This is a genomic window from Burkholderia sp. LS-044, assembly GCF_004803625.1.
GTDB lineage: Bacteria > Pseudomonadota > Gammaproteobacteria > Burkholderiales > Burkholderiaceae > Burkholderia > Burkholderia cepacia.
The window spans coordinates 150118-168740 of sequence record NZ_SSWO01000015.1 but is presented as its reverse complement, the minus strand read 5'-3'; the positions used below and the strand labels follow the sequence as shown (position 1 = coordinate 168740).

Annotated in this window: 14 protein-coding genes and 1 pseudogene; 5 read left to right on the top strand and 10 right to left on the bottom strand. The window is 66.4% G+C overall.

Going from position 1 to position 18623, the window contains the following annotated elements:
- Positions 1–308: 308 nt before the first annotated feature.
- The 7 genes and pseudogenes from E9536_RS31205 to E9536_RS31175 all read right to left on the bottom strand — a co-directional run bounded on the left by E9536_RS31205 (position 309) and on the right by E9536_RS31175 (position 10853).
- Positions 309–3313: pseudogene (locus E9536_RS31205) on the bottom strand (ATP-binding protein).
- An 80-nt stretch (positions 3314–3393) separates the two neighbouring features.
- Complete coding sequence (locus tag E9536_RS31200; RefSeq protein WP_059696104.1) at positions 3394–4053, bottom strand: response regulator; 660 nt, start codon at positions 4051–4053, stop codon at positions 3394–3396.
- Between the two features lie 338 nt (positions 4054–4391).
- Positions 4392–4580: a hypothetical protein gene (locus E9536_RS31195; protein ID WP_081066157.1), complete on the bottom strand. Its 189-nt coding sequence runs from the start codon at positions 4578–4580 to the stop codon at positions 4392–4394.
- Between the two features lie 119 nt (positions 4581–4699).
- Entirely contained in the window at positions 4700–7777 is a 3078-nt protein-coding gene (locus tag E9536_RS31190; RefSeq protein ID WP_136471964.1) for an ATP-binding protein, read from the bottom strand.
- Between the two features lie 398 nt (positions 7778–8175).
- On the bottom strand, positions 8176–9201 hold the full coding sequence (locus E9536_RS31185; protein ID WP_136471962.1) for a hypothetical protein: 1026 nt from the start codon (positions 9199–9201) through the stop codon (positions 8176–8178).
- Positions 9202–9317: 116 nt separating this feature from the next.
- Positions 9318–10145, bottom strand: coding sequence for a hypothetical protein (locus E9536_RS31180; RefSeq protein ID WP_027789930.1), 828 nt, complete (start codon positions 10143–10145; stop codon positions 9318–9320).
- A 120-nt stretch (positions 10146–10265) separates the two neighbouring features.
- The gene (locus E9536_RS31175; protein ID WP_027789931.1) at positions 10266–10853 is read right to left on the bottom strand and encodes an SEL1-like repeat protein; all 588 of its coding nucleotides are present in this window, start codon (positions 10851–10853) and stop codon (positions 10266–10268) included.
- Positions 10854–11211: 358 nt separating this feature from the next.
- On the opposite strand from E9536_RS31175, the gene E9536_RS31170 reads away from it, so the two are divergent.
- From E9536_RS31170 to atsR, 3 genes are read left to right on the top strand one after another with little or no spacing between them, the layout of a single operon-like run.
- On the top strand, positions 11212–12084 hold the full coding sequence (locus tag E9536_RS31170; protein ID WP_027789932.1) for a helix-turn-helix domain-containing protein: 873 nt from the start codon (positions 11212–11214) through the stop codon (positions 12082–12084).
- 49 nt (positions 12085–12133) lie between these two features.
- Entirely contained in the window at positions 12134–12637 is a 504-nt protein-coding gene (locus E9536_RS31165; protein ID WP_027789933.1) for a molybdopterin-dependent oxidoreductase, read from the top strand.
- Entirely contained in the window at positions 12634–14454 is a 1821-nt protein-coding gene (atsR, locus tag E9536_RS31160) for a hybrid sensor histidine kinase/response regulator AtsR (protein WP_136471960.1), read from the top strand. Before E9536_RS31165 ends, atsR begins: the two co-directional genes overlap by 4 nt.
- A 65-nt stretch (positions 14455–14519) precedes the next feature.
- Here the strand turns inward: atsR and E9536_RS31155 are convergent, their stop codons facing one another.
- Both E9536_RS31155 and E9536_RS31150 read right to left on the bottom strand, forming a co-directional pair.
- Positions 14520–14939, bottom strand: a complete 420-nt coding sequence (locus E9536_RS31155) for a secondary thiamine-phosphate synthase enzyme YjbQ (protein ID WP_059696117.1) — start codon at positions 14937–14939, stop codon at positions 14520–14522.
- Between the two features lie 10 nt (positions 14940–14949).
- Positions 14950–15276 (bottom strand): thioredoxin family protein, encoded by a 327-nt coding sequence (locus tag E9536_RS31150; protein ID WP_006485487.1) that lies wholly within the window; start codon positions 15274–15276, stop codon positions 14950–14952.
- 226 nt (positions 15277–15502) lie between these two features.
- Between E9536_RS31150 and E9536_RS31145 the strand changes: the two genes are divergently transcribed.
- Positions 15503–16204, top strand: coding sequence for a flavin reductase family protein (locus tag E9536_RS31145; protein ID WP_136471958.1), 702 nt, complete (start codon positions 15503–15505; stop codon positions 16202–16204).
- A 145-nt stretch (positions 16205–16349) separates the two neighbouring features.
- On the opposite strand, the gene gcvA is transcribed toward E9536_RS31145, so the two are convergent.
- On the bottom strand, positions 16350–17282 hold the full coding sequence (gcvA, locus tag E9536_RS31140; protein ID WP_060086076.1) for a transcriptional regulator GcvA: 933 nt from the start codon (positions 17280–17282) through the stop codon (positions 16350–16352).
- A 138-nt stretch (positions 17283–17420) separates the two neighbouring features.
- On the opposite strand from gcvA, the gene E9536_RS31135 reads away from it, so the two are divergent.
- Positions 17421–18623 carry an MFS transporter gene (locus tag E9536_RS31135; protein ID WP_136472015.1) on the top strand — a complete coding sequence of 401 codons (1203 nt, stop codon included), beginning with the start codon at positions 17421–17423 and terminating at the stop codon, positions 18621–18623.

Genomic DNA, 18623 nt, shown 5'->3' with positions numbered 1-18623 from the left:
CAATGATGCAGCCGCCTCCGGCATCCGCCGGCGGCGCAGTCATGCCGGATAACCGGTTGTCGAGCGCCGTGCCGTTCTGCGCGGCGGCGTGCGGTGCCCGCGTGTCGCCTCGCTTGCGGCACGGCGGCCTGTCGGACCATCGCCGCGCCCATCATGGCGTTCGCGCGTCAGTCCATGAATACGATCGACCGGCGAGCGCGTACCTCTCGACGATCCAGTGCGCACGACTGCGCAGCGTCCGCGGTCGTCGGCCGTCCACGTCGCAAGCCTCTCCCGCCGTCGCGCCGGCAAGCACGGCGTCGTTCCGTTCAATCGCCGGGCAATCTCGACAGCGCAGCCTCCACCTCCACGCGCATCGCCGGCCATTCCGGCTTGAGCGCATCGACACCGCCCGCGGCCAGCGCACGCTCGCCTCTCGCGCACGCATCGCTCGCGTCTGCGTCGCCGGCCAGCGCGAAGCCGCCTCGCATCGAATGCAGCTCGCCCTTGAGGCAATCGTCGTCGCCGCGCAGCAATGCGGCGTCGATCGTCGCCAGCGAGCGCAGCGTCGCGGCACGCAATTGTTCGCGCATCTCTTCCGTCATCAGCGGCACCTGCCGGTCGTCGCGATCGACCGCGTGCAACGCCGTCGCGCCGCGCCCCCCGTGGCGCCGCAACACCGCATCGAGTGCATCGATCGACAGCGGCTTGAGCACGACCTCCGCGACGCCAACCTGCGCGCACCGCCGACGATCCTCTTCGGTCGCGTGCGCGGTCATCGCGATCACGGGTACCGTCGCCCCCTGCTCGCGCAGGAAGTTCGCCAGCGCGAAGCCGTCGAGTTCGGGCATGCCGAGATCGGTCAGCACGACATCGAACGACTGCGAAAAGTACGCACGCATCGCCTCGACGCCGTTCGTGACGATCGTCGCATCGTAGCTCAGCGCATCGAGCTGATCCCGCAACAGCACGCGGCTCGCCGGGTGATCTTCCGCGACGAGCACACGCAGCGGCACGCCGCCGTCCGGGCGCGTCGGCCACGCTGGCGCCGTGGCGGGTTCGTCGTCGAACGCAACGCGCCATCCGGACGGCGCCCTCGCCAGCGGCAGCGATGCGGTGAAGGTCGTCCCCGCACCCGGTTGGCTGTCGACCGTCAGCGCACCGCTCATCAGGCGCGCGAGACGTCCGCAAAGCGGCAGCCCCAGCCCCGTGCCGCCGAAGCGCCGGTAAATCGACGGATCGCTCTGCACGTACACATCGAACAACGCCGGTAGCGCTTCCGCAGGAATGCCGATGCCCGTGTCGCGCACCGAGATTTCGACGCCGTGCTGCCTGCCGGAAGCGACGGCCGGTAGCGCGTCGATCGTCACGCTGCCATGCTCGGTGAACTTGATCGCATTACTGACAAGGTTCGACACGATCTGGCGCAGGCGGGTCGGATCGCCGACGTAACCGTCGGCCAGCCCCGGCGCAACACGGCATTCGAGTACGAGCCGTTTCGCTTCGGCGAGCGGACGAAAGATCGCCGCGACGTCGAGCAGCACGGCACGCAGGTCGAATGGCACGGCTTCCAGCACCATCTGGTTGGATTCGGCCTTCGACAGGTCGAGCACGTCGTTGATCACGCGCAGCAGTGCGTCGGACGACGACATGACCGTCTGCAGCCGACGCTGTTCGGTCGATGGCAATGCCGCACGCGCCATCAATTCGAGATTGCCGACGATCGCGTTCAGCGGCGTGCGAATCTCGTGGCTCATCGTCGCCAGGAAGGTCGACTTCGCCTTGTTCGCGTCGTCCGCGGCTTCGCGTGCCTCGCGCAGCTTGTCCTCGGCCTGCTTGCGCGCGGTGATGTCGGTCAGCGTACAGAGCAGTACATCGACGCCGCGATAGCGGGTACGGACGATGTGCGCGGCAAGGTAGGCCGCCCCGCCATCGGCGCGGTCGACCGACAACTCGTGCGTGACGACGCGCGGCTTCCGACCGCCCGCGATACTGTCGCGGTATGCCTGCCAGATGCGCTTGCCGAGCGACGGCGCCATGCCGGTGCCGCCATAAGCCTGTGCGGCCTCGTTGCGCGCCATCGTGTCGCCGTTGGCCAGCGCCAGCAGCATGATGCCGGCCGGCGCCGTGCGAATCAGCGTGCGGTTCAGCGCCTCGCTTTCGATCAGCCGGATCGCGCGGCGGTTGGCAGGGCGCAGCGCGCGCCGGTCGAACATGACGATCGCGAACCACACCGTTCCGATCGCGAGCAACGCGAGACCGGTTGCGACACCAAGGCGGACGGCCACGTCGTCGAACAGGCCGCGCCACGAATACGTCGCGGTCAGCACCTCGCGGAACCCCGGCATGCGGTCGCCGATGACGATACTCGTGCCGACACGGTGTGCGGCGGCCCGCTCGCCACCGGCCGCGCGCGCATAATCGAGCGCGCGGGCGGTCAGCGCGGGGGCAGCCTGCCGGCCGGTCAGGACATTCGTGTTCGAATCGACCAGTGCATAGTCATGGCCGGAGGACGAGGCGCGCAGGATGTCGTCGATCTCCGGCCGCGCGACGACGACAAACCATGCGACCGGCTTGCCCTGGCTGTCCCGCACCGCCTGCGCGAACCGCAGCACGGACCGCCCGAGCAGCGGATCCTGCCGCCGGTCCAGAAAAATCTGCCGATTGCCGGGCGCGGCAGCCGCCGATACATACTCGGCCGGCGGCTGCAACTGCCGGATCAACGCCTTCACGTCGAAACCGGCCGGCAGCGCGAGCGTCGCCTTCACCAGCGGATACCCGGCCACGATGACGAAGTCGCCGTCCGGATCGATCAGATATCCGCCCATGCCCGGGTCGCCGGGCTGCCTCGGCGGCATGACACCCGTCTTCTCGACCGGCTCGAGAAACGCCGCGAGAAACGGCGCGTAGGCCCCCCTGGCCGGGGCGACGGATCGGCCGCGAACGCGGCCACCGCCACGCGTCCCGTGTGTCCGAGAACGGCCAGCCTGCCGCGATCGTCGGCAAACCGCTTGAGTGCACCGGACGGCGCGGTCGGCAATTGCCGGGCCATCAACTCGAGGTTTTCGACATAGCGATTCTGGAGCGCCCTGACCACCTCCATCTCCGCGAGCAGGTCGGCCTTGCGTAGCAGGAACTCGGAACGGTCACGCGCAACCGACTCCTGCAGGTCGAGCTGCGCGACCAGTGCCGCGCAGACCAGCACGAACACCGTGATCGCCACACCGCTTCCGTACAGCAACCATTGCTGCTGGCGTCGCACGCGCCCCGGCTCGAACGGCTTGCGGCCCGCGGCCGCGGCATGCGCGATCAGCGTTTTCAGTTTGGTGGGCATAGGTGTCGTCGAAGTCGTCTCGGCACCGGCACCGCGTCATGCGTTGTCCGGGTCACTCGGTACTGTCCGCCGGGCGCCGTTCATGCACCGGCCTCGGGCAAGTCGGGCAGATGGCCCTCGCTCGCATAGCGAATCAGATCGGCATCGCGAACGATACCGAGCTTCTTCATCGCGCTCGATTTCTGCGAACTGATCGTCTGCTTGCTGCGATGAAGCTGGACGGCGATCTCGCCGACCGTCAGGCCGGCCCCGTAAAGCCGCACGACTTCGATCTCGCGGGCGGTCAGCGTGCGAACACCCGCCGACGGCTGGCAATCCTCCAGCAGCTTCTTGACGAACGGAGACAGATAATTGGCACCGACGAAAGCCGCATGCACCGCGCCGACCAGATGCGAAATCGCATCGGACTTGCTCAGAATGCACCCGACACCCTGCTTCTGGATCGCGAGCAGCACGCTCGGGTTGTCGATCATCGTGATCGTCACGAGGCGAAGTGCCGGGTAGCGACGCTGGAGGAAGGACAGCAGTGAAAGACCGTCGCCATACTTGCCGCCGGGCATGACGTAGTCGACGACGAGCACGTCGCTTTGCTGCTCGTCGAGCATCGCCACGAGATCGGTCGAATTCGAGACAGTGCCGAGCAGCTTGATCGTGCTGCTGCCCGCGAGCGCCTGCGACATTCCGAGTGCGGACGAAGGATGATCGTCCGCCACCATCACTCGCACAAAAAATTCATCCATTTATCTTCTTCTCCCGATACACGCGGCCTGACGTGCCATGTTGTGCGACGCGCCGGGACTTGAATCGGTCCCGCAACACGGTCGCATCGCGGCGTTCGGCGAACCCGGCGGTGCGCAGCGTAATTTTAAGATAATAGACGGGTTCCGCGGCGGCTCTGCGCTCCGGCGTGGCGGCCTGTACCCGCCACGATCCGACGCACGTGCCATCACGCACGCAGGCGCGCCCGGCGTGACGTTACGGGTCGAACCGTCGAGAGTCCGCCGCCCATGCACGTCCGATCGGCGACGCCCCCACGCCGTCGATCCATCCCGTCCCGCAAGGCGGCCGAAGCCGCGCCCTAATGCTTGACCGCGGTTTTGTCCTGCTCACCAGACCTGTCATCCGCGGCGTGCTGCCACTCGGTGATGGCCCGCCGCTTCTGCGACGGCGACATCATCATGAATTCGTTCAGCTTCGTCAGGAAATCCCGTCGGGATTTCTCCGGCAACGTCGCGAATCCAAGCAGCAGCCCGAACACCTTTCCCATATAGCGCACTGCCTTACCCTTCCTTCTTCAGTCGAATTCACGCGGCATCGAAGCAATGCGGCGTGTCTGCCTTCCCTGTTCTGACGCAGGCGATCTACGTCGCCGATGCGCCACCATTTCTATCGTCCTGGCCAGTGTGCCGCCGCAGCGGCCATTACGCCCGAAGCAGGCCGCCCGTCCGCCGCGCCCGCGGGCAACACGATCCCGCGCCGCCGCGCGATGCGTACGAGGCCGCGGCGCAGGTCGGCCAGCGTCACCGGCTTGGTCAACACGCACGCGACGTTCGATGCCGCGTAGCGCCGGGCATCGTCGGGCGCCAGATGCGATGCCACGATGATCATGTCGCACGGCAAGGCGCGCGCATGAACGGCTTCCGCCAGTTCCCGGGCCGACATGTCGGGCAGGTCGGCACCGAGCAGCAGCACGTCCCACGTGCCGTTCGCGAGCGTGTCGAGCGCCGCGCCGCCGGACGACACGCACCGGACCGTGCAACCGAGCACATCCAGCTGCTCGCGGAAAATCGACCCGTTGACCGCCGCATCGTCGGCCACCAGCACACGCGGCACACGCGCACTGGAGGCCGGCAACAACGGCTGCCAGAAATCGGTCGCGCGCCCCGGCCCGCGCGGCGACTCGGCGGTAGCGACTCGCGCCTGCGCGATCGCCATGCACAGCCCGTTCAGCGAATAACTCGACACGCGGATCGTCCGGCCCGCGACATCCGGCTGCAGCGGGCCGTCCGGCGTAGCCAGCACGACCGGCGTCTCCCCGCCGAGACTGTCGAGCTCCTCGCGCCGCCATTGGTCGGAGTCGCCGAAGAGCACGATCGCGTGTGCACGCGCGAGGCACCCGGCGGCAATCCCGATCGGACTCGGATGCATCGCGACGTCGAAACCCCATGCCCGCAGATGGGGAAATGCAAACGCACGCCACGCGTCCTCCGGCGACACGACGATCAGCGTCTGGCCGGCGCCCGCGCCGGCCGGGGATTTCGGCGCAATGCCCGCGCGCAGCGGCAAGCGCACGGTAAACAGGCTGCCGACGCGCGGCGCGCTGTCGACCGAAATCGTGCCGCCCATCGCCGCGACCAGCCGATCGCACAGCGCGAGCCCGAGCCCCGTGCCGCCGTAGCGCCGCGTGATCGATGCGTCGACCTGCGAGAACGGCTTGAACAGCCTGTTCTGCTGCGCGAAGTCGATCCCGATGCCGGTATCCTCGATGCCGATCGCGATCTCGGGCGCACCACGCGCACTCCGCCCGACCGCCACGCGCGCGACGATACGCCCGTCGCTCGTGAACTTGATCGCGTTGCTCAACAGGTTGCCGACCACCTGTGCGAGCCGCGTCGGATCACCGCGCATCCGCTGCGCGCCGCTCGCATCGATATCGGCGAACAGCGACAACCCTTTTGCCTTTGCGACCGGTGCGAAGGCCGCGAGCTCGCGTTCGATCACCGCGATCACGTCGAACTCGATCGACTCGACCGACATCGCGCCAGCTTCGATCTTCGAGAAATCGAGCACGTCGCTGACGATCGCGAGCAGCCCTTCGGCCGACGCGCGCAACGTCCGCACGCGGCTCTGCTGCGATGCGTCGAGCGCCGTGCGCTCGAGCAGCTCGAGGTTGCCGAGGATCACGTTGAGCGGTGTGCGGATCTCATGGCTCGTCGCGGCGAGAAACGACGACTTGGCCGCATTCGCCGAATCGGCCGCGCGCACGGCTTCCTCGAGCTGACGAACGAGGCGGCGCTGCGCGCTCGTGTCGGCGAACGTCGCAATCAGCACGTCCTCGCCCTGATAACGTGCGCTGTGCGCGATGACCTCCAGGTGCAGCGGCGCATCGCCGCGTGCGTCGAGCATGAGTTCGGTCGTCATCGTCCGGCCTGCCCCGCCGTTCGCGACGAACGCGTCGTACTTCTCGAGTACCTGCGCGGACAGCGCATGGTGATCGCCTTCATGCGGCAGCAGCATCTGCGTGAGCGCGTCGCTCGCGAGCATCACGCGCCGGTCGGACAGCGACACGAGGCCGATGCCGACCGGCGCCATCGCGATCACGCTGCGACACAGCGCCTCGCTGTCGAACACGCGGGCCGAGCGTGCATACACCGGCACAAGCACGCGCCGGTGAAAGCGCACGAGCAGCAACCACATCACGACGATCGCAACGAGGGTCGACGCCGCGAGCGCGCCGGCCTGCACGCCGATGCCGGCCACCACGTCGCCCCACGACAGCGCATAGGCGATCGTCCAGCCGGTTGCCGCGAGCTTGCTGCTGAACACGATCGCGCCGTCGCGAAAGAGCGGCTCGGCGGACACGGCGCCACGATGCGCGACATCGAGGTTCAACAAGCGCTCGGTGAGTGCGTTCGTGCGTTCGACGTCGGGATCGATCGCGATCAGCCGATTGTCCGCCGACGTGACGAAGAACGTGCCGGCCAGGGCCCGCCCGGGCAGCCATGACAGCAGGTATTCGGGTGCGTATTCGGTGACCAGCACCGCGAACGGCTGGCCGGCGGCGCGCGCCTCGGCGGCAACGCGGATGCGCACCTGCCTGGTGACGGGGTTGACGTAGGGCGGCAGCCAGCGGACATTCGGCCGACCGTCGTTCGGGGCCGGCGGCGAGCCGTCGAAATCGACGCGCAACGCATCGAGCACGTGTGCACGTGCGCCGGCCGATGCCAGCGCGGGATTGTCGCGCGTCAGGTGCGGCACGAGGCCGAAGACGCCCGTGCGCGTGCTGTAGTGGTAACCCTCGAGCGTGCGCCCGCGATTGAGCGAACTCGCCGCGCAGATGCGCGACAGCAGGAACGACAACGCGAGATAGCGCGCGACCTCGTCGCGCTGCGCCGTTTGCCCCGGCACGCCGACCACGAGCGACGGATACGGCTTGATCGCGAGCTGCTGGCCGTCGGCGAAGAACGTGTGCACGACGTCGGCCGGCGCCGCGCCGATCTCTCGCCAGATGAGTTGCGTATTCGTGACGCCGTTGCGGAACGACGTCTCGGCCACCTGTATCTCGTCCGAGGCTTCCTCGACACCGTTCAGGAAATTGCGCCGCTCGCCGTCCAGATAGCCGTAGACGATCGACGTGATCCCGAGCCCGCAGGCGATCAGGATCAGGATCGTGACGACGATGCCGCCCCCGAACATCGAAATGCTCTGGTAGCGGCGAATGGACTGAAGCGTGCTGTATGACATGACTCGGCGTGACGGAGCCCTGGGCGCGGACCTGCAGCAGATCCCCTGCGGATGGACGTCACGATGGAAACAATCGGGATAGCGATGTCCCGATCATGCCAAACGACACTGCGAAAATCAGGCGTGCATTATCCTTTTAGTACACGTCCTATTTGTTTGAATGATTGTTTTGAACTTGAACGAAACTCGACGGCGGAATCGTGTGTCGCGCACCTGTCCGTCCGGATAGGTTGCTTCATCGAATCGCCGCAGGCACGCCCGAAATGAAATACCGCCGGCAAGCCGGCGGCAAAAGATGCGTCAACGAATCTCGCGACGCACCGAGGCACCCGATTCGACCCGCGCGGAACGACCCGGCAGGATCGCCCGCGCACCGCCGTTGTGCCGGCAGCGCCCGCTCAGTTCTGCGTGAGCGGATTGAGCGTCGTGCACAGGAAGCCCGTGCAGTTCGTCGGCTTGAAATAGAACGATGCCGTCACGATCGGCGGCGTCGTGCCGAGCGCGATATCGCTCAGGTAAGCGGAGCCTTGCGCACCGAAACCGTTCGCCTGCTGCACGAAGCTCGCGCCGGTCGACTGGATCGCGGCCGACTGGTAGGTGAAGGTCGGCGATTGAGTCTGGTCCTTCACGTAGACCCACGAGATCGTGCTGCCGAACAGCATCCCGCCCTTCGCGCGATAACCCTTCGCGCCTTCGCTGTTGGCCTGCGCGATGAAGTCGCTGACGTTCGTCGTCGGCGTGAGGGCGTCGTACGTGTAGGTCGCGCCCGACGCATTGTTCTTCATGTACACGTTCGCCTGTACCGAGCCGATCACCATCGGGCCCAGGAACCAGTAGCCCGACTGGCCCTGGCCGTTCGCCTGCGTGAGGAACGCGTTCGGGTCGGCAGGCAGGCCGGTCGTCGTGTACGTGTAGGTGGCCGACGAACCGCCATCCTTGCGATACAGGTAGCCGTACGTGAGCGGCCCTTCGTAGCGATAGCCGTTCGTGCCCTGCGTGTTGGCCTGGTTGAGGAACGTCGTCCAGTCGCCCGGCGTGGATTGCAACTGGTACGTGTAGGTCTGCGCGGTGCCGTCGTTCACGAAGATCGAGCGCGAACCGCCGCTGGATGCGTTGTAGTAATAGTCGCCCAGATAGCGGTAGCCCTTTGCGCCTTCACTGTTGAGGAGCGTCAGGAAACTCGCCTGATCCGCCGCGGTCGGCTGCGCGTCGTAGCGCCACGTCATCGTGCCGCCGCCCGAACCGCCCGAGCCACCGCTGCCGCCGTTGCCGCCGCTTCCACTACCGCCTGTGCCACCAGTGCCACCAGTGCCGCCGTTGTTGCTCGTCCCCGATCCGCCGGACGCGGCGGGCGAGGAATTGTCGTCGCCGCCGCAAGCGGTCAGCGCCAGACAGGTCAATGCGATCAATGCAGCGGCTTTCATCGGGGTCACCTCGAAGCAAAAAAGATGAGCGAAGCCGGTACGAGCGGAATCACACCACGCGTACGGACAGTCTCGAATCGGAAATCGGCCCGCGGCGCGCCGCGGGCCGGTCAACGTCAGTTGACCTGCAACTGGCCGCCGCGGCCGAGGCCGCCCTTGACGTCCTGCGCCTTGTAGCTGCGCAGTGCGACGACCATCTTGTTGTACGCGTCGATGAACGCGACGACCGTCGCCTTGCCTTCCGGCGTCGACGAGAAGCCCGCGAGCGCACCGCCCACGCCGCCGCCGAAGCCGCCCAGCGCGGCACCGTAGTTGGTCGCCGTCGAGCTGCCTTCCGATGCCGCGATCTGCACGGCCGAGCGCACGTCGAACAGCGTCAGCGTGACGACCGATGCCTTCGTCTGCAGGTGGCCGGCCACAGCCGCCACCGCGCTGTTGCCGATCAGCCCGCCGATCATGCTGCCGATGCCGCCGATCGGCGAATCGTTGATGACGATCTGCGGTTCCATGTAGTAGTCGGCCGCGACACGCTGGCCCTTCTGCTGCTTCGAGCCCGCGCGGTATTCGCCCGAGTTGCGCTGCAGCTGCGTGATGCGCGACAGGCGCGCGTCGCTCTTCTGGTTGCCGATCGACGTGATCACGAAGCAGTTCGACTGCTGGACGGCCAGGCGCAGCAGCGGGTCGATCGTCGTCATCTTGGTCGCGCTGCCGAACGGGCCCCACCAGTCGGCATTGCGGCCGTCATCGACCGCGATCGTGCCGAGCGGCGACGCGCAGCGCTGCAGCCCCGTATCGGCGCCGGCGCTCGTGCCGCCCGCGGCGGCACCGGTCACGCCCGCGTTCTGACCGCCGGGCGTCACCATGCCGCCGCAGCCCGCCACGGACGCGCAAAGCGCTGCGACCAGCGCACCTTGAGTGAGACGTTGGGAAAGGTTGGTCTTCATGTCGTTGTCGATCGATTAGAGTCGTTGTTCGGCTTATGTGTTCGTGCGAACTTCGATAAGCCCCCCGGCTGGCGCGCGATGGTGGTCTCCCCGCTGCTGCCCCCGTTGCTTCAGGCCCGGTCAGTAGTACCAGTACGTCTGCTGCCAGACGCCGTAGTACGGATAGCCCGAGTACCAGTAGCCGTAATAGACGTCACGCCACTGCGTGCGCCATTTCCAGTCTTCTTCGTCTTCCTTCTTGGCCTTGCGTGCAAGGTCGAGCAGCTTCTTCGACTCCTTGTCGCCGCGGCCGGCCGCGATCGACAGCCACTTCTCCGCTTCGCGCGCGTCGGAGCCCATTTCCTCGAGGCCGAACAGGTAGAAACTGCCGAGCGCCTTCTGCGCCTGCAGGTCGCCGCGCTCGGCGGCCTCGCGCATCCACTTGAGGGCCTGGTAGCTGTCCTGGCGCACGCCGTCGCCGCGGAAGTAGCGCAGGCCGAGGTCGTACGCGGCCTTCGGCTGGGTCTTCGCGGTTTGCTTCAGCGCGGCGATGCGCGGATCTTCCCGGTCTTCCGAATCGTCCTTTTTCTGATAGGAGACCTGATCTTTCGGGCGGTAAGAACAACCCGTGTCGTCGCAGATCCGCACCGTGTTGCCGGTGACGGACGGATCCTGCGCGCACGCGGCCAACAGCAACAGCAGCCCCGGTGCGAGTAGACGGCGGAACATTGGTACTTTCCTCAAGTTTTATTGGCGCCGCAATTCTTCGAGCCTTTCACCCCCGTGAGCTCGCACCCGGCGGCGCGCGGCGCAACGGATACAATCCGTCGACGCCGACACGCACCCCAAGGCTCTCTCAGGTTCTCTCTTCGAATCGTTCAGTCACCGCTTCATTGTTGTCGCTTTTCGTTGTACCGGCTCCCGCCGGCTGCGATCTCCAAACATGACGCGACAAACAAAGGTGACGTGGTGAGCAATAATAATGGAGAAAAACAGCATGTCAAGGTGATTCGCTTTTTCAAAGTTTGCGTGTCACGTCAGTTTTGATATGCTCTCCCTCGCCAAAACCCCTGGAGACCCCATCGAGATGTCCAACAGCGAGCAGGCCAACGTCGATCTGATCACCGCCAACAAGGTGCGCGACCTACTGAACCGGAACGGCATTCCGCCGCGAAGTCACAACACGACGATCGCGAACGTGCTCGGCCTCAGCTTCTCTGTCGTCACCCGCAAGATGAAGGGCCTGATCCCGTGGAACCTGTCGCAGTTGCAGGACATCGCGACGCATTTCGGCGTGCCGCCCGCGATCCTGCTCGACGACAAGGGCACGCAGCCGGCCGCCGCCGAGATGATCGACGCGACGCTCGTGATCGAGTCGCGGCGCTTTCGCTGCCGCGCCGCGATCTCGACCAAGGCCAGCAGCCAGATCGAGACGGACTTCGTCGCGCTGCAATGGCAGGGCGAGTGGCTCATCACCGAGCGTCAGCACGCGCGCGAGGGCCGCACGTATCCGGTCGACGTGATCGAGCTGCGCTCGTCCCAGCCGAACGTGTATGCGGCGCGGATCGCCGTGGTCGACGATTCGCAGGACGTCGCCGAAACCGTATGTGAATATTTCATCGAAAAAGGCGTGAACGCGATCCCGTACTTCGACGGCGCATCGTTCCGCAAGGCACTCGAGGTAGAGGATTTCGACGGTTACATCCTCGACTGGATGCTCGGCGACCAGACCGCCGCCGAACTCGTGCGCGGCATCCGCTCGAGCGAGAACAGCGGCGCGCCGATCTTCCTGCTGACCGGCAAGATCTCGACCGGTGAAGCCAGCGAAGACGAAATCGCGCACATCGTGTCGCACTACAACGCGCGCTGCGAGGAAAAGCCGGTGCGCCTGCCGATCCTGTTCGCCGAAGTGGCGCGCGAACTGAAGATCACGCTGCCGGCCGCGGCCGCCGCGAACTGAGACCGGAAACACAAGCCACCACACCACGCGACAAGACCGAGGGAATGACATGCGAATTCCGACCATCTGGACCAAGAGCCTGCTGACGGCCTGCCTGCTCGGCATGGCCGCCGCGGCGTGGGCCGCCTCGTCGTTCACGTTCACCGTCGACGGCAAGATCGACAGGCACAACCAGCCGGGCAAGACGGCCTACGTCTTCTCCGAACAGGCACTGATGGCGCTTCCCCAGCACACGATCGTCACGTCGACGAGTTGGACGCCGAAGGCGACCTTCACCGGCCCGCGCCTGTCCGACATCCTGAAGACCGTCGGCGCGCACGGCACGCAGATCGAGTTCCGCTGCATCGACGAGTACACGTTCACGATTCCCGTGTCCGACGCCGACCGCTACGGGGTGATCCTCGCGCGGACGATGAACGGCAAGGTGCTCGACAACGACAACTATGGCCCGCTGTGGATCATGTATCCGCGCGACCAGTATCCCGACGAACTGAAGACGCCGCTCGGCGAAGCCAAGTTCGCGTGGCAGATCATCGGCCTGACGGTGAAATGAAACGCGGGCGATGGAAAAATAGAAAAATCATCCTGGTCCTCGGCTCGCTGTGGATCATGGGGTTCGCCGCGTGGGCGTTCCTGCTGTGGGACCTCCTCGCCACCTCGGTCAACGAGGGCGTACTCGAAGGGCCCCGCGAAGGCGTGTTCTGGACCGCCGCGCAATACCGGAACGTCTATACGCGGTTCGACCGGCAACTGATCCTCTACGCGACGCACGAGGACGACGACTTCAATCACGTCCAGATGCAGCTCGACAGCCTGTCGGTGTCGTTCGGCTTTCTGCAGCGGCCGTCGGAAGTGTCCCAATACTGGCTGCGCATCCCGCGCGCGCGCAACGAGATCGACGCGCTCGGCGAATTCATGACGCGCCTGAAGCGCGACGTACCGCCGTTGCGCGATTCGCCGAAGCGCGCACGGCAGGTGATCGACGACGTGAACGCGTACTGGCCGAAGGTCAACGGCCTCGCGAACTATTTCCGCGCGATCGAGATGGCGCAGCGCGACTTCACGTTCCATCAGCTGAAGGAAAAGCAGCGCGCGATCCTGATCCTCGGCATCGTGCTCGGCGTGATCCTCTGCGCGCTGTTCCTGCTGCTGTTCTATACGATGCGCACGCGTGACGACCTGCTCGAACGGCAGGACGCGGCGCTCGACGCGGAACGCAAGGCGTCCGATCGCGCGTTCGAAATGATCGAGGCGAAGAACGCATTCCTCGGGATGGTCAGCCACGAGTTGCGCACGCCGCTGCAGGCGATCTGCGGATCGGTCGAGATCCTGCTCGCGCGCCCGCAGTCGGACGCGAACCTGAAGACGATCCGGCGGCTGCAGAATTCCGCGCTGTCCCTCGAGGCGCTCGTCAAGGACCTGACCGACTACATCAAGCTGCGCTCGACGAAGCGCCTCACCGAGCGGGAAACCGTCGGCATCGCGTCGCTGCTCGCCGAGGTGCTCGACCCGCTGCGCGAGAAGATCGCGGCCAGGCGGATCACGGTCACGCAGCGAGTCGAGCCGCAGCAGCTTGCGATCCGTTCCGATCGCAAGCTGCTGCGTCAGGTGCTGTCGAACCTGATCGAGAACTCGGTCAAGTACACGCTCGGCGGATCGATCGACGTGTCGATCACGCTCGCCGACGCGCCGGCCGGCCAGCAATTGAAGATCGCCGTGCGCGACACGGGCGCCGGCATCGCGAAACAGCACCTGTCGAAGATCTTCGAGCCGTTCTATCGCGCGAACGACGCGGTCGGGCTGCATGTGGACGGAATCGGCATGGGGCTCGCCGTCGTGCGCGAAATCGTGACGACGCTGCGTGGGCATGTGGACGTGCGCAGCACGGTGGGCGAAGGCAGCGAGTTCGTCGTGACGCTGCCGGCCGAAGTGCCCGGCATCGACACCGCCGGCAATGCGGCCGGCGACGCGCCCGCGCTGCCGCACGCGGCCGCGTACCGCGACCGGCGCGCGCTGGTGGTCGACGACGACGACAACGCACGCGAAACGCTTGGCGCGATGCTGTCGGCGCTCGGCATCGACGTCGATCTGTGCAGCACCGGGCAGGAAGGCGTCGCGCGCTTCGGTGCGAGCCGCTACGACATCGTCGTGCTCGATCTCGAGCTTCCGGACCTGAGCGGTTTCGACGTCGCACGGCGCATTCGCGCGGTGGCACAACCCGACGACGACGGCCGACATCCGGCGATCCTCGGCGTCAGCGCGTATGAATCGGCTGCGCTGGGCGAAAACAAGCGGGTATTCGACGCATTCCTGCCGAAGCCCGTCCACCTGCGAGAACTCGGTGCGCTCGTCGACAAACTGCTCGCGTAAGCCCGCGATGCCGTGTGCGCATAGGCACCGCATTGCGAGCCGCGCGTGACGTCACCCGTCGAGACTCATTCGCCGATCAGATGCAGCACGATGTCGCGCCGGTGCGCGGCGCGGCGATGCTCGAACAGGTAGATGCCCTGCCACGTGCCGAGCACCATGCGCCCGTGCTCGACCGGGATCGACAGCTGTACCTGCGTGAGCGCCGTGCGCAGATGCGCGGGCATGTCGTCGGGCCCTTCGGTGTCGTGCTCGTAGCGCGTGGCGTCCTCCGGTGCGAGCGTCGCGAAGTAGCGTTCGAGATCGCGCTGCACCGACGGATCCGCATTCTCCTGGATCAGCAGCGACGCCGACGTATGGCGGCAGAACACCGTGAGCAGGCCGGTGCGGATCGCCTGCTGGTCGACGAATGCGCGCACCTGCGGCGTGAATTCGACGAGGCCGCTGCCGCGCGTGTCGACGCCGATGTGCGTGATGGCCTGTTGCATCTCGGTGACCTCAGGCGAGCGCGGCGAAGCCGTCGGCTTCGATCTGCTTCGCGTCGGCCGGACGCACGACGCGCGCGACCTCGACACCGTCGCGCAGGAAGACGAGTGTCGGCCACAGCTTCACGCCGAACGAGCGGCCGAGCGGGCGGCCCGGGCCATCCTCGATCTTCAGGTGCCGCACCGCAGGATGCGCGGAGAACGACGCAGTGATCGCGGGCTGCGCGCCTGCGCAGATCCCGCACCAGTTCGCGCCGAATTCGATGACGGTGGCGCCGCCCAGTGCGTCGACTTCCGCGCGCGTCGGTGCATTGGCGGTGTAGCGTTGCTCGGTATCCATCAGGCCCTCGTGTGCGTTGGCGGAACGTGGCCGCGCCCGCGTGCGTGGTGCGGCGGTCGCGGCCTGCGATTTCCTACTCTAGCGGAAAAGCGCGCGTGATGCCGGCCTGCCCATTGCGGCGCCCACGCCGCCTGCGCCCCTCCGGAATGACACGACAAGATTCGGAGCGCCGTGCCGCCGCGACAGGATCAGCATGCGGACTGATTCGTCACCGAGGGCACCCGCCATGAATGCGCCGCATTGCGTCACCGAACCGAACATCCTCTATTTCGGCACGCCCGTCGTGCTGGTCAGCACGCTGAACGAAAACGGCACGCCCAATCTCGCGCCGATCTCGTCCGCGTTCTGGCTCGGCTGGCGCGGCGTGATCGGCATCGCCGCCAGCTCGCAGACCACCCGCAACCTGCTGCGCACCGGCGAATGCGTGCTGAATCTGCCGTCGTCGGCGCAGGCGGACGCGGTCGACCGGATCGCGCGCACGACGGGCACGCATCCGGTGCCCGACGGGAAGCGCGCGAGAGGCTACGTATTCGAGCCCGACAAGTTCGGCACGGCCGGGCTCACCGCAACCGCGTCGCAAACCGTCGCGCCGCCGCGCGCGCTCGAATGCCCGGTGCACATGGAAGCGGTCGTCGCGGCCACGCACGGGATCGGCGACGAGGCGCCGGACCTGCGCGGCCACATCCGCGTGTTCGAGTTGCGCATCCAGCGTGTGCACGTGCATCCCGACCTGCTGATGGAAGGCCACGCAGACCGCATCGATCCGGACAAATGGTCGCCGCTGATCATGAGCTTCCAGAAGTTCTACGGGCTGGCGCCGCGGCAGGTGCATGCGTCGCGGCTCGCGGAGATTCCCGAGCGCGCGTATCGCAGCCCCGATATCGAGCGTTCGCGTGAAGCGGGCATGTTGACCAGCGCTGGACGGTAACGAAGCGCCCGGCGCAATGGCCGTGAACCCCGTGCTTCGTCGTGCCTCCACCGGCGGTATCGATGCGGCTGCGCCGACCCCGCACCGCCTCGTACTGCCGGCCCTGTGCATCGCCGTGCCGATCGCGCGGATCGACACCGCGAACCTATCCCGCCTCGCGGCCCGCCATGCGTTCCATCCATTGCTCGAACGCGGACACCGCGGCATCGTCGGCACGATCGGCGTTCGTCACCAGCATGTAGTCGTCAGCACGCCATACGGGCGACGCGATCGGACACACGAGGCGCCCCTCGGCGAGATCGCGCCCGATCAGCGGCAGTGAGGCCAGGGCCACGCCGAGCCCCTCGATCGCCGCGCCGAGCTGAAGATTCACGTGATCGAATTCGACATGACGCGCGGCGCGCAGATCGGAAGCCCCCGCTTCCTGCAACCAGTGCGACCAGGCGGAGCGCGTCGTGGCCGAATGCAGCAGGGTGTGATGGCGCAGGTCGGCCACGCTCTGTATCGGTTGCCGGCGCAGCAATGCGGGATTGCAGGCCGGCACGCGCAGGTCGGGCATCAACGGGCGCGATACGACGCCCGCGCCCTGCTCGGGACCGGAACGAACACCGATATCGAAAGCGTCGGCGACATAGCGCAACTTGCGCGATGTCGTCGACACCCTCACGTCGATGTCGGGGTAGCGCGAATGGAAATCGGCGAGCCGCGGCAGCAGCCAGCACAGCGCAAAGCTCATCGGCACATTCACCCGCACGACGCCCGATATCCGGTGCTTGAACGTGTCGTGGCGCAGCCGCCCCACCGCGGTACCGAGGCGCTCGAACACGTGGCTGACGTCATGCAGCAGCGCGGCCCCTTCGTCGGTCAGCACGACACCGCGCGGACGACGGTCGAACAACGGCAGGCCGAACCAGTCCTCCAGCAGCCGGATCTGCTTGCCTACGGCCCAGTGGGTGACATGCAGTTCCACCGCCGCCCCCGCGAAGCTGCCGTGCCGCGCGACCGCATCGAAAGCGCGCAGCGCATTGAGCGGAGGCAACTCGCCCCGATGCTTCGCCGTGTCCTGGTTGTCGTTCATGACGTGACTTTTTCTCTCCGTTGACGCGATTTTAGTTCAATTGAAATGGCCGCTGCGTCACCCATAAAATTGACACATCGAGCGTGAAAACGATGCCACGAGCGGCTTCCACCGACCGCTCGCACGGAGCAAATGACGATGCGCCTGCCGGTTTTTTCCCCTCCCGCGACGCGGGAGACTGCGCCACCCCGACGGCGCGTGCTGTGGCTGTCCTGCATTGCGCACGCAATGCACGATGGCTATACGGACATGATCTACGCGCTGCTACCCGTGTGGCAGTCGGAATTCGGGCTCGACTTTGCGGCCCTGGCCATCCTGCGCGGCATCTATGCCGGCACGATGGCGACGCTCCAGTTGTCCGCGGGGCGCCTCGCGCAACACCTGGGCAGCGGCACGACCCTCGCATTCGGCACACTGCTCGCCGCGCTCGGTTATGCGCTCGCGGGCCTGTCGGGTGGCCTGCTCGGTCTGGGCGTGGCGCTGGCGATTTCGGGCGGCGGATCCAGCACGCAGCATCCGATCGCATCGGGCGCCGTCTCTCGCCTCTACGGACGCGACGCGAGAGGCCCGCTGAGCATCTACAACTTTGCCGGCGATCTGGGGAAATCCGCACTGCCGGCCGCCATTTCGCTGCTCGTGACCATGATGCCGTGGCGTCACGCGCTATGGATCGTCGCCGGATTGGGCTGCGTCGTGGCCGCCGTCATCGCGCTCTGGTTTCCCGCCGTGCCGCGTGGCGCCGGCAAGACGGCGGCCAAAGAACAAGCGTCCGCTCAACGCAGCAGCACTGGGGGAAGCGGATTCCCCACCCTGTTTTCCATCGGCGTGCTCGATACGGCGGTACGCATGGGACTGCTGACATTTCTGCCTTTCCTGCTCAAGGCAAAAGGTGTCTCGCCGCAACTGCTGGGAACGGCGCTTGCACTCGTTTTCACAGGCGGTGCGGCCGGCAAATTCATGTGTGGCTGGCTGGGCGCGCGTCTGGGTATGGTCAGGACGGTGCTGCTCACGGAGGGTGGTACAGCCGTGTGCATCGTCGCGGTGATGTATCTCCCTTTGGCACTTGCCATGGTGCTGCTGCCGATTCTGGGTATGATGCTCAACGGCACTTCGTCGGTGCTGTACGGAACCGTTCCGGAGATGTCCGCACCCGAGCGCACCGAGCGCGCATTCGCGATTTTCTACACAGGGACGATCGCATCCGGCGCGATATCGCCTGTTCTCTACGGTTTCCTGGGCGACAGGATCGGTGTGCATGGCGCCACGTATGCGACCGCGCTGACCGCCCTCGCGATTTTTCCGCTCGCCCTCGCACTGCGCCCGCATCTGGCGGATGACTGA

Bases quoted from the DNA above. Each gene is read 5' to 3' on its own strand.
- E9536_RS31200 (WP_059696104.1), bottom strand. From the start codon at position 4,053: ATGGATGAATTTTTTGTGCGAGTGATGGTGGCGGACGATCATCCTTCG.
- E9536_RS31195 (WP_081066157.1), bottom strand. From the start codon at position 4,580: ATGGGAAAGGTGTTCGGGCTGCTGCTTGGATTCGCGACGTTGCCGGAG.
- E9536_RS31190 (WP_136471964.1), bottom strand. From the start codon at position 7,777: ATGTCATACAGCACGCTTCAGTCCATTCGCCGCTACCAGAGCATTTCG.
- E9536_RS31185 (WP_136471962.1), bottom strand. From the start codon at position 9,201: ATGAAAGCCGCTGCATTGATCGCATTGACCTGTCTGGCGCTGACCGCT.
- E9536_RS31180 (WP_027789930.1), bottom strand. From the start codon at position 10,145: ATGAAGACCAACCTTTCCCAACGTCTCACTCAAGGTGCGCTGGTCGCA.
- E9536_RS31175 (WP_027789931.1), bottom strand. From the start codon at position 10,853: ATGTTCCGCCGTCTACTCGCACCGGGGCTGCTGTTGCTGTTGGCCGCG.
- E9536_RS31170 (WP_027789932.1), top strand. From the start codon at position 11,212: ATGTCCAACAGCGAGCAGGCCAACGTCGATCTGATCACCGCCAACAAG.
- E9536_RS31165 (WP_027789933.1), top strand. From the start codon at position 12,134: ATGCGAATTCCGACCATCTGGACCAAGAGCCTGCTGACGGCCTGCCTG.
- atsR (WP_136471960.1), top strand. From the start codon at position 12,634: ATGAAACGCGGGCGATGGAAAAATAGAAAAATCATCCTGGTCCTCGGC.
- E9536_RS31155 (WP_059696117.1), bottom strand. From the start codon at position 14,939: ATGCAACAGGCCATCACGCACATCGGCGTCGACACGCGCGGCAGCGGC.
- E9536_RS31150 (WP_006485487.1), bottom strand. From the start codon at position 15,276: ATGGATACCGAGCAACGCTACACCGCCAATGCACCGACGCGCGCGGAA.
- E9536_RS31145 (WP_136471958.1), top strand. From the start codon at position 15,503: ATGAATGCGCCGCATTGCGTCACCGAACCGAACATCCTCTATTTCGGC.
- gcvA (WP_060086076.1), bottom strand. From the start codon at position 17,282: ATGAACGACAACCAGGACACGGCGAAGCATCGGGGCGAGTTGCCTCCG.
- E9536_RS31135 (WP_136472015.1), top strand. From the start codon at position 17,421: ATGCGCCTGCCGGTTTTTTCCCCTCCCGCGACGCGGGAGACTGCGCCA.